This is a genomic window from Rhodoplanes roseus (assembly GCF_003258865.1).
Lineage (GTDB): Bacteria > Pseudomonadota > Alphaproteobacteria > Rhizobiales > Xanthobacteraceae > Rhodoplanes > Rhodoplanes roseus.
Genome location: NZ_NPEX01000217.1, coordinates 1 through 10,041, shown reverse-complemented (window position 1 = coordinate 10,041; position 10,041 = coordinate 1). Strand labels below are relative to the sequence as shown.

Genomic DNA, 10,041 nt, shown 5'->3' with positions numbered 1-10,041 from the left:
CGGAGGTGCCGCCCAAGGCCGAGGTCGAGAAGCCGATCCCGCTGCCGCCGCCCGGCCGGGCCGCGCCGCCGCCGGTCCTCGACGTGCCGCCGCCCGCGGTGGAGACGCCGACGCCGCGGGCCGGACGCACGGTGCGGCGCGAGCCGCCCGTTCCGGAGCCCAAGACGGAGCCGAAACCGGTGCCCAAGGCCGACTCCAGGCCGGACCTCAAGCCGGTGCAGAAGGCCGAGCCGAAACCGGACCCCAAGGCGGAGCCGAAGATCATCGACGCGAAGGCCGAGCCCAAGCCGGAGACAAAGCCGGAGATCAAGTCGGAGTCGAAGCCGGCCGAGAACGTCATCGTGCTGCCGCAGCCGCCCGACATCCCGGCGCCCGACTTCGTGCCGGCAGCCGAGGGCCCGCCCGACGTCGAGCCGGCCAAGGCCGAGAAGAAGCCGCCCGAGCCGGCCCCGGTGAAAGAGAAGAAGCTGTTCTTCCGCTGACCCGGCCGGGCAGCCCGGCGCGGCGAGCGGCGGTGCGCCGCCGCCTCGCGCCGGGTGGTCCGCCGGACGGTGCGGTGGAGCCGCGGGTCGACCGCGATGGATGCGTCAGGCGAAAAGTCCGGCGACCGGCACCATCAGGCCGGGCGGATCGAGCCGCAGCGTGCCGTCGGTCAGCGTCGTCGCCGCGACCGCACCGTCGGCCCCGCGGGCGTGATGCGTGATGCTGCGGGCGTCCGGATCGACGACCAGGTAGTGCCGCACGCTGGGCAGCTTGAAATAGCCGATCAGCTTGGCGCTGGTGTCGCTGTGCGCCGACGACGGCGAGATCACCTCGACGACGATCACCGGGTCGGCCACGATCATGCCGTCGCCGTCCAAAGGCGCGCCGCAGCGGACCATGGCGTCGGGCTCGTAGGCCGTGAAGCTGTCGATCGGAACGGTCGGACCGTCCGTGAAGGCCTCGCCCATGATCCCGGCGTTCGCCACGGCCTGACGGAGAGCGACATAGACCGCGGCCTTCACGCGGCTGTGCCTCAGGCGCTCGGACGCCATCATGACGATCTGCCCGTTGATCAGCTCGGCGCGTTGCGGCTCCGTCTGGGACGCGGCCCAGGCGAGAAACGCATCCACCGTCATCATCGTGCGCAGCGGGATGTTCATGGGCAGACGATAACATCCGCAACCGCCGGCCGGTAGGGAGCGCGTGTCGCGGCGGTGTCGGGGGCCGCCCCGTCTGGCGGCCTCATGGCTCGGGGCTCGCCTTCGGCGAGCACCTCACCACGAGGATCGACGCGAGGAGCGGCGAAAGCCGTCCCGGCTCAGACGCCTTCGGCGACCTTGCGGCGCTCTTCCTTCTTGCGCTCGTTGGGATCGAGGATGCGCTTGCGCAGGCGGACCGACTTCGGCGTCACCTCGACCAGCTCGTCGTCCTGGATGTAGGCGAGCGCCTTCTCCAGCGACATCCGGATCGGCGGGGTGAGGCGCACGGCCTCGTCCTTCGAGGTGGTGCGGATGTTGGTGAGCTTCTTGCCCTTGAGGACGTTGACCTCGAGGTCGTTGTCGCGGGTGTGCTCGCCGACGATCATGCCCTGGTAGACCTTCCAGCCGGGCTCGATCATCATCGGGCCGCGATCCTCCAGGTTCCACAGCGCATAGGCGACGGCTTCGCCGGCGTCGGTGGAGATCAGCACGCCGGTGCGGCGGCCCTGCACCTCGCCCTTGTAGGGGGCGTAGCCGTGGAACAGGCGGTTCATCACGGCGGTGCCGCGGCTGTCGGTCAGGAGCTCGCCCTGGTAGCCGATCAGGCCGCGGGTCGGGGCGTAGAACACCAGCCGGGTGCGGCCGCCGCCGGACGGGCGCATCTCGATCAGCTCGGACTTGCGCTCCGACATCTTCTGCACGACGACGCCCGAGAACTGCTCGTCGACGTCGATCACCACCTCCTCGATCGGCTCGCGGATCTCGCCGGAGGCCTCGTCGCGCTGCATCAGCACGCGCGGGCGCGACACCGAGAGCTCGTAGCCCTCGCGCCGCATGGTCTCGATCAGGATGCCGAGCTGGAGCTCGCCGCGGCCGGCGACCTCCATCGAGTCCTTCTCGTCCGACTCGCTGACCTTGAGCGCCACGTTGCCCTCCGCCTCACGGAGCAGGCGGTCGCGGATCATGCGGCCCGTGACCTTGTCGCCCTCGGTGCCGGCGAGCGGCGAGTCGTTGACCCGGAACGTCATCGACAGGGTCGGCGGGTCGATCGGCTGGGCCGGCAGCGGCTCGGACACCTCGGGCGAACAGATGGTGTGCGCGACGGTCGCCTCGGGCAGGCCGGCGACCGAGACGATGTCGCCGGCGACCGCCTCCTCGACCGGCTGGCGCTCCAGGCCGCGGAAGGCCAGCACCTTGGAGATGCGGCCGGTCTCGACGATCTTGCCGTTGCGGTCCAGAACCTTGGCGGGCTGGTTCGGCTTGATCGTGCCGGACGTGATGCGGCCCGTGACGATCCGGCCCAGATAGGGATTCGCCTCCAGGATGGTGCCCAGCATGCGGAACGGACCGTGCTCGATGGTCGGCTCCGGCACGTGCCTCAGGATCAGGTCGAGCAGCGGCGCCATGGTCTCCTTGGGGCCTTCGAGGCTCGGCGCCATCCAGCCTTCCTTGGCCGAGCCGTAGAGCACGGGGAAATCGAGCTGCTCCTCGGAGGCGTCGAGCGCCGCGAACAGGTCGAACACCTCGCTCGCCACCACGTCGGGGCGGCCGTCCGGCCGGTCGACCTTGTTGATGGCGACGATCGGCTTGAGGCCGATCTTGAGCGCCTTGGAGACCACGAACTTGGTCTGCGGCAGCGGGCCCTCGGCGGCGTCGACCAGCACGATGGCGCCGTCCACCATGTTGAGGATGCGCTCGACCTCGCCGCCGAAGTCGGCGTGGCCCGGGGTGTCGACGATGTTGATGCGCACGTCCTTCCAGACGATCGAGGTCGCCTTGGCCAGGATGGTGATGCCGCGCTCGCGCTCCAGGTCGTTGGAATCCATGGCGCGCTCGGCGACGCGCTGGTTCTCGCGGAAGGAACCCGACTGCTGCAACAGCCGGTCGACCAGGGTGGTTTTCCCGTGGTCGACGTGGGCGATGATGGCGACGTTGCGGAGCTTCATAGGGGTCCTTCGAAAAACGGAACGCGGGCCAGAGGGCCCGCGACATTTGGGCCGGAATATAGACGACGACCGGCCGGAGGCAATGGGCCGGTACGGACCAGGAACGGATTTCGGCTCTGCAGCGCGCTCTATCAGGTCGGCATATCGCCGCCGTGACGGCCGGCGGCCGTCCGCCCGGCCCGGCTCCGCCGCAGCCCGGCCCGGATCGTCAAGATACCGGCGGCCATCACGGCGAAGCAGATCAGCCACAAGAGGATCAGCTCGGGATCCGCCAGGGTCCTGGCCTCGTTCAGCCCGAAGGCGACGACGAAGGCTCCGGCGCAGAGACCCGGCAGGAGCAGGAGAATTCCCAGCAGAATCAGCACCACGGCCATGGGATTCTCCTCACGCTTGTCGGTCCGGGGGGCCCGGTACGGCGTTTGGCGGCGCGGCCCCGGCCCGCCGCAGCCGCCGGGCCCCGAGCAGCACCAGGATGCAGACGATCCAGCCGATCCCCGAGCCGATCAGCATGACGACGGAGATGCTCCGCCCGAGCGGATCCGGCTCGAACAGCATCGCGCCGCCCGCCACCGTGAAAAAGGCCGAGCACAGCCCGGACGGCAGCGCCAGGAGGCCGATCAGGACGGTCAGGAGAACGGTGCGGCCCGTCTCGGTCATGCCGGCGCCTCGGCGCGGGCGGCGGCGCGGCGCGCCCGGATGCCGTCGATCGAGCCGTCGCGGTAGAACAGGTTGTAGGTGTCGAACGGGATGATCTGTCCCGCCGGCGTGACGAAGTGGATGCAGGAGCGCTTGACGCCGCCGAGGCAGAAGTTGAAGCGGTCCATGAACTGCACGATCGCCACCCGGAAGACGTTCTCGTAGCCGAGCCCCGGCGGCACGGTGGCCCGTGGCAGGCAGCACAGGAACTCGGCCAGCCGCTCCGGCGCGTTGAGCGCACCGGAAGAGAGCGAGAACAGCTCGATGAACTTCTGCCGCAGCGCCGGCTGCTTCTCGTACGCGATGGTGTTCGGCATCATCGAGACGAGATCCTCCCGCGTCAGCATGGAGGTCACCGGCAGGACGCGTTCTCCGTTGCGCAGTCCATAGCCGATCGAGATGGTCTCCGGATTGCACGGCAGCGGGATCATGTCGTCCGCGCCGAACACGCCGGAGTCCGCGATCACGCGGCGGCGGATGTCCGACAGCACGATGCGATTGCGTTTCGCGTCGAAGCTCTCGTTGCGGCCGGCGTCCTGCACGGGCTGCAGCGTCACGCCGCGCACGCAGGTCCAGGTCAGCGCGTGCCTCACGATGGCGCCGATCTCGTGATCGTTCACGCCGCGCTTCACCGTCACGACCAGCGTCGTCGAGATCCCGTGCCGCTCCAGGTTCTCCAGCGCCTGCTGCCGGATTCGTCGCAGGTCGGCGCCGCGCAGATCCATCAGTGCGTCGCGCTCCAACGAATCGAACTGCAGATAGACCTCGAGCCCGCGCTTGCGTTCGGCCAGGCGCGCACAAAAGTCCGGGTCCTGCGCCAGCACGAGCCCGTTGGTGTTGATCATCACGTGCCGGATCGGTCGTTTTCGCGCGGCGTCGAGAATCGCGAAGAACTCGGGATGCAGCGTGGGCTCGCCGCCGGAGATCTGCAGGAGATCGGGCTCGCCCTCGCTCGCGACCAGCGCGTCGAGCATGCGCTCGACGGTGGCGAGCGGCAGATGCGTCGTGCGCTGCGGCGACGACTCCGCGAAGCACACCGGGCAGGTGAGATTGCAGTGGTCGTTGATCTCGATCAGCGCCAGGCAGGAGTGCTGCTCGTGATCGGGACACAGGCCGCAGTCGTAGGGGCAGCCGTGCTCGGTGCGGCTCTGGAAGGCGAGCGGCGTGTCGCCGGGCTTGATATAGTCCTTGCACTTCTTCCAGTAGGCGGAGTCGGTCGATATCTGGGTCGACTGGACGCCGTGCGTCCGACACCGCTTCTCGTACCAGACCTCGTCGTCCACGATCTGGATCTTGGCCGGCACCGGCTCCAGGCACGTCTCGCACAGCGACGTGGTCTGGCCCCAGAAGACATAGGGCCTAGATCTCCGCGACGGCGCGGTCATTCGCATCTCCGGGTTTCTTCGCGGTGCTCAGCATGTATACGGCCCAGACCACGAGCGCGGCCGAGAGCAGGTGGAACACCGTGAACGGGCCCAGGATCGTGCCATAGGGCTTCAGGAACTCCCAGACGAAGCGCTGGGCGCCGTAGAAGCCGACCGCGAGATAGAACCCTCGGTCGATCCAGGCGGCGTCCCGGTTCATCACGTTGACGACATAGACGATCGCGAACAGCGCCATGGCGGCGCTCTCGTAGAGCTGCACCGGATGACGCGGGATGCCGTCGCCGAAATCGTGGGCCCAGGGCAGCGCCGTCGGAGTGCCGTGGGTGAAGTCCTCGAGGCCGGCGAGATGGCAGCCGATGCGGCCGACCGCGACGCCGATGGCGAGCGGCAGCGCGAAGCGCGCCCCGGTCCGCAGATGCAGGCCGATCCCCTGCTTGTAGAGCTCGACCGCCAGGATCGCGCCGGCGATCGCGCCCTCCACCGAGCGGGCCACGGCCGGGACGCCGGAGACGATCATGTTGAGCGTGCCGAACAGCACCGCGCCGGTGCCGGCGCCGAGGATCAAGGCGGCCAGGTAGGGCAGGTCCGTGGTCGCGGCCGGGAACGCGATCTTGCGCACTCGGGTCAGCCACAAGGCGGCCGCCCCGGCGGCGATCCAGGCGAGGACGTCGAACAGGGTGTGGACCGCAAGCCCGGACATGGTTCGCGCAGGTGGTTCCGGAAGGACGGCGGAATCCTACCCGACCGGCGCCGGAAGTCTCGTGGAAATCACGTCCCGTCGGCGTCGGAGGTCGCGATCCGCAGCCGCGTCACGGCCGTGCCGGTCGGTTCCGCCGCCGGTGCCGCTGGCGTGCCGGTGCGGGCCGCGTCGCCGCCCAGCTCGGTGCGCCGCTCGGCGATCGCCATGCGGACCTGGTCGAGGGCGAGCGCGTAGGCGGTCAGCGAGCCGTGGTCGAGAGGGGCCTTGTCGCCCGGCAGCAGCACCCGCGCCAGGATGTCGTCGATCTCCTGGTCGAGCCGGGCGAGGTCGTCGAGGTTTTGGGCGGCGTGCGCGCTCTTGAGCAGCGCCAGCAGGCGCTCGATCAGCCGCCGATGGCGGTCGCGCGAGTCGGCGCGCAGGTGGCTGGCCAGCCAGGCGAGGCCGGAGCCGACGCCCGACACCGCCATCACGCCGAGATAGATGAAGTCGCTGTAGCGGTCGAAGAAGGTCTTCTGGTCGTCGTCGATATAGGCGGCGGCGCCCGGATGGGCCGGCACGGCGGCGTCGCGGTCGGTGTCGGGCTTCTCGATGCGGGCGGCGATCGGGAACTCGGAGGAGAGCGGCTGGCGCACCGCGAAGAGCTGGCGGGTGAGATCCGCCACCGTGTCCTCGGGCACGCTGCGACGAGCCACGACATAATGCTTGAACGAGATGGTCTCGACGGTCTCGGGCGGCTGCGGGGTCTGGCCGCCGAACACGCCGGCCTTCAGCTCGGCCTCCTCGTAGACGGGCGAGCGCGCCGCGATCGCCTCGGAGGCGCCGATCTCCAGGAAGGTCGGCCCGGTGCGGCCGTTGCTCGAGGCCGCGATGGCGCCGGCGACCTGCGGGCTCGCCACCGGCCCGAGCGCCAGCACGGCGTCGACCGGATTGTTGCGCAGCGACGTCACCACGTCGCGGGGGTCGAGCGGCACCACCGTGACCTTGTCGATCGGCACCTGGTATTGGCGCAGGATCGCCTCCAGCACCTCGCGGTCGCCCATGCCGGGGCCGACAAGCCCGATGCGATGGCCGGCGAGCCCCTCGATGCTGTCGATCTTCTGCGGCTCCGGCGGCGCCTTGGGCGGCTGGGTCTTGCGCGCCTTGGCGCCGCGCTTGGGCTTGTCGGTCGCCGCCGGGGCCACGGCCGCGGCCGGCTTGCCGCCGGCGGCGATCGAGCCCTCGGCCGGTACCACCAGGACGGCGACATTGTCGTGCATCACCACGACGGCCTGGCCGGAGGCCGGGAAGGCGACGTCGCGGCGCACCACCGCCAGCTCGACCTCGCGGGCCTGCAGGGCGCGGGCGGCGGCGCCGGGGCCCTCCTTCACCACCGGCGTCAGCCGGACCGTGGCGCCGCGATCACGGGCGAACTGCTGGGAAATCGCCTGGACCAGCTTGGCGTCCTCGCTGCCCGGCGGGCCGACCGCGATCCGCAACGTGGTCGGACGGTCGGAGACGTAGAAGGCGGCGGCGACCAGCCCGGTCACGACGAACAGGCCGAGCAGCAGCATCAGCGGGGTCTGGCGCAGCAGAATGCGCAGGCGGCGGCGGGTCCGGCCGGAGCGCGTGCCCGTCGTCCGGTCGCGGACCACCATGGCGGCGGCGATGCGGCGGAGGGGCGACGGCATGCGGGAGGCCTCCGGAGCGACACGGGTCCGTTGCATGTGGGCACGACGATGCGGCGGCGCAAAGGCGGAGCGCCCCAGCGGCCCGGACCTTCGGTCCGCACGGTAAAGAAGGATCGGACCGCCCGGGGGCTCGGCTCACGCCCCGGCGGCGCGGCCCCACGGGCCCATGCGGGTTCCTTTGGGCAGGGCGTCGCGCACCATCAGCATCTCGCCGACCGTCTCGGAGGTGACGAGGCCGATGAGCCCGCCGCCGGCGTCGACGATGCCGACCGCCGGCTTCTGCTTCTCCTGCAGGATCGCGAAGGCAGTCTCCAGCCGGCCGCGATGGCTCATCACCGGGATGTCGGTGGTCATCACGCCGGAGACCGGCGCCTGCGGGCCGACCTCCTTGAGGGCCCGGATCATGTCGGCGCGGCTGAGCACGCCGAACAGGCGGCGCTGGCCGTCGACCACCGGGAACTCCTGCTGGCTGGTGCTCAGCAGCGTCTCGATCGCCGCCTCGATCGGCTCGTCCGGCGTCAGCGTGGCGAACTGCGTGATCATGGCGGCCGAGACCGGCACGTCGCGCGACATCGCCCGGATGGCTACGAGCTGCGCCTCCGAGGTGGCGGCCATGTACACGAAGATGGCGATGAAGATCAGCATCGGATTGGAGAACAGCCCGATGAAGCCGAACGCGAAGGCGGTGGCCTGGCCGATCCAGGCGGCGATCTCGGTCGCCCGCACGTGACCGAGCCTGATCGCCAGCAGGGCCCGCAGCACCCGGCCGCCGTCCATCGGGAAGGCCGGGATCATGTTGAACAGCACCAGGAAGATGTTCACGGCCGCCAGCTTGTCGGCGAGCGACACCGTGGTGTTCTCGATGGCGGAGAGGTTGCGGGCCGCCGGGTCGGCGCCGAGCACGACGATCAGCAGGAAGGCGATCACGACGTTGACGGCCGGGCCGGCGACCGCCACCAGGAACTCTTCGCCGGGCGCCTCGGGGATGCGCTCGAGCCGCGCCACGCCGCCGATCGGCAGCAGCGTCACGTCGGGCGTCGTCACCCCGAAGGCGCGGGCCGCGAAGATGTGGCCGAACTCGTGGGCCAGCACGCAGGCGAACACCGCGATCATGAAGACCAGGCCGCTCCACGCCGCCTCGGCGCCGCCCTGCGCCCAGCTCGCCGCGAAGATCCAGACCAGGAACAGGACGAAGGTGACGTGGATGCGCACCGCGGTGCCGGCGATCGATCCGATGTTCACCGACCACGGCATCTGCGCCTCCCCTGGGGCCTGCGACGACCGCGACGCGGAGCCGTCGCCAAAACCCGTCTCCAGGCACATATGATCGCGGGTGCCGGCGCACCAGACGCTGCGACGACGACGAACCGGGAGACACCATCATGATCGAGCGACTGAGCCAGACGCGGCGCCGCGAGGCGCTCGCCGGCCTGCCGGGCTGGCAGGATGTCGCGGACCGCGATGCCATCGCGAAGACGTTCACGTTTCCGGACTTCAACGCCGCCTTCGGGTTCATGACGCGGGTCGCGCTCGTCGCCGAGAAGCTCGATCATCATCCGGAGTGGTCCAACGTCTACCGGACCGTGGCCGTGACGCTCGCCACCCACGATGCCGGCGGCGTGACCGAGCGCGACGTCGCGCTGGCGACCGCCATGGACCAGATCGCGGGCGCCGCCGCCTAGGGTCCCGGTCTCCCCCCACCGATCCGGCGGGTTGCGTTCGCGCCGCGCGCACTTACGTCAGGGGTGGCGCCGGATCGGCGCGCAGAGCGAGGACGACGCGATGGTCGAGGCCGCGGGGTCGGTGGGGTCGGAGTTCGGAGCAGCATCCGCCGAATCGCGTGCAGAGCACGACGAGGAGACGGTGCGGCGCGGCTTCTGGCCGAAGCTGCGGCGCGTCGTCACCAAGGTGCCGTTCGCCGAGGATCTGCTCGCCGCCTATTACTGCGCCTTCGACCGGGCGACGCCGCACCACGTGCGGGTGGCGCTGTTCGGGGCGCTGGCCTATTTCGTCCTGCCGTCCGATCTGGTGCCCGATTTCATCCCGGCGCTCGGCTTCACCGACGACGCCGCCGTGATCGCCACGGTGGTGCGGTTGTTCTTCACCCATCTGTCGCCCGACCACCGGGCCGCGGCCCGCCACGCCCTCGACGAAATGGCGCGCTAGAGAGCGGCGAATCGGGGCACAGTGGCGCGGGGGCGCCGGGGCGTTCTCGACATGCGGTTCTCCTCGACGCGAGCGTGCCCTGGGCGCGCGCGGCGGTCCGGAGTAGCATCACGCTCGGGGATTGTGACGGGTTGAGAATGGGATACCAAGTCCGCACTGGGTCGCCCGCAGGGGCGGCCGCACGCCGATCCGCGTCTCGCCACGGGGGTGCCGGGCGCATCGCGACCGCACTCGCGGTCCTGCTCGGGAGCGCCGCCGTTTTCGGCATCGGCCCGGTCTCGCCGGCCGCGGCCCAGTCCA

At 70.4% G+C, this 10,041-nt stretch carries 10 protein-coding genes and 1 pseudogene; 3 read left to right on the top strand and 8 right to left on the bottom strand.

What is annotated here, in order from left to right:
- Window positions 1-482 (top strand): annotated as a pseudogene (locus CH341_RS34385) (hypothetical protein); the annotation flags it as partial.
- Window positions 483-587: 105 nt separating this feature from the next.
- Here the strand turns inward: CH341_RS34385 and CH341_RS23220 are convergent.
- From CH341_RS23220 to CH341_RS23185, 8 genes are all read right to left on the bottom strand, one after another.
- Window positions 588-1,142, bottom strand: a complete 555-nt coding sequence (locus tag CH341_RS23220) for a Uma2 family endonuclease (protein ID WP_245431213.1) — start codon at window positions 1,140-1,142, stop codon at window positions 588-590.
- 158 nt (window positions 1,143-1,300) lie between these two features.
- On the bottom strand, window positions 1,301-3,127 hold the full coding sequence (gene typA / locus CH341_RS23215) for a translational GTPase TypA (RefSeq protein WP_111421364.1): 1,827 nt from the start codon (window positions 3,125-3,127) through the stop codon (window positions 1,301-1,303).
- A 131-nt stretch (window positions 3,128-3,258) separates the two neighbouring features.
- The gene (locus tag CH341_RS23210) at window positions 3,259-3,501 is read right to left on the bottom strand and encodes a hypothetical protein (RefSeq protein ID WP_111421363.1); all 243 of its coding nucleotides are present in this window, start codon (window positions 3,499-3,501) and stop codon (window positions 3,259-3,261) included.
- Between the two features lie 10 nt (window positions 3,502-3,511).
- A complete protein-coding gene (locus CH341_RS23205; RefSeq protein ID WP_111421362.1) occupies window positions 3,512-3,784 on the bottom strand; it encodes a hypothetical protein in 273 nt (90 codons plus the stop codon).
- Complete coding sequence (locus CH341_RS23200; RefSeq protein ID WP_111421361.1) at window positions 3,781-5,208, bottom strand: radical SAM protein; 1,428 nt, start codon at window positions 5,206-5,208, stop codon at window positions 3,781-3,783. Before CH341_RS23200 ends, CH341_RS23205 begins: the two co-directional genes overlap by 4 nt.
- On the bottom strand, window positions 5,183-5,908 hold the full coding sequence (locus CH341_RS23195; RefSeq protein WP_111421360.1) for a prolipoprotein diacylglyceryl transferase: 726 nt from the start codon (window positions 5,906-5,908) through the stop codon (window positions 5,183-5,185). The genes CH341_RS23200 and CH341_RS23195 overlap by 26 nt, the downstream gene beginning before the upstream one ends.
- Window positions 5,909-5,976: 68 nt before the next feature.
- On the bottom strand, window positions 5,977-7,575 hold the full coding sequence (locus tag CH341_RS23190) for a TAXI family TRAP transporter solute-binding subunit (RefSeq protein WP_170149773.1): 1,599 nt from the start codon (window positions 7,573-7,575) through the stop codon (window positions 5,977-5,979).
- 135 nt (window positions 7,576-7,710) lie between these two features.
- On the bottom strand, window positions 7,711-8,829 hold the full coding sequence (locus CH341_RS23185) for a site-2 protease family protein (protein WP_111421358.1): 1,119 nt from the start codon (window positions 8,827-8,829) through the stop codon (window positions 7,711-7,713).
- A gap of 128 nt (window positions 8,830-8,957) precedes the next feature.
- Between CH341_RS23185 and CH341_RS23180 the strand changes: the two genes are divergently transcribed.
- Together CH341_RS23180 and CH341_RS23175 are read left to right on the top strand one after the other, a co-directional pair.
- Window positions 8,958-9,257: a 4a-hydroxytetrahydrobiopterin dehydratase gene (locus CH341_RS23180; protein ID WP_111421357.1), complete on the top strand. Its 300-nt coding sequence runs from the start codon at window positions 8,958-8,960 to the stop codon at window positions 9,255-9,257.
- Between the two features lie 100 nt (window positions 9,258-9,357).
- On the top strand, window positions 9,358-9,741 hold the full coding sequence (locus CH341_RS23175; RefSeq protein ID WP_111421356.1) for a YkvA family protein: 384 nt from the start codon (window positions 9,358-9,360) through the stop codon (window positions 9,739-9,741).
- The last annotated feature ends 300 nt before the right edge of the window (window positions 9,742-10,041 follow it).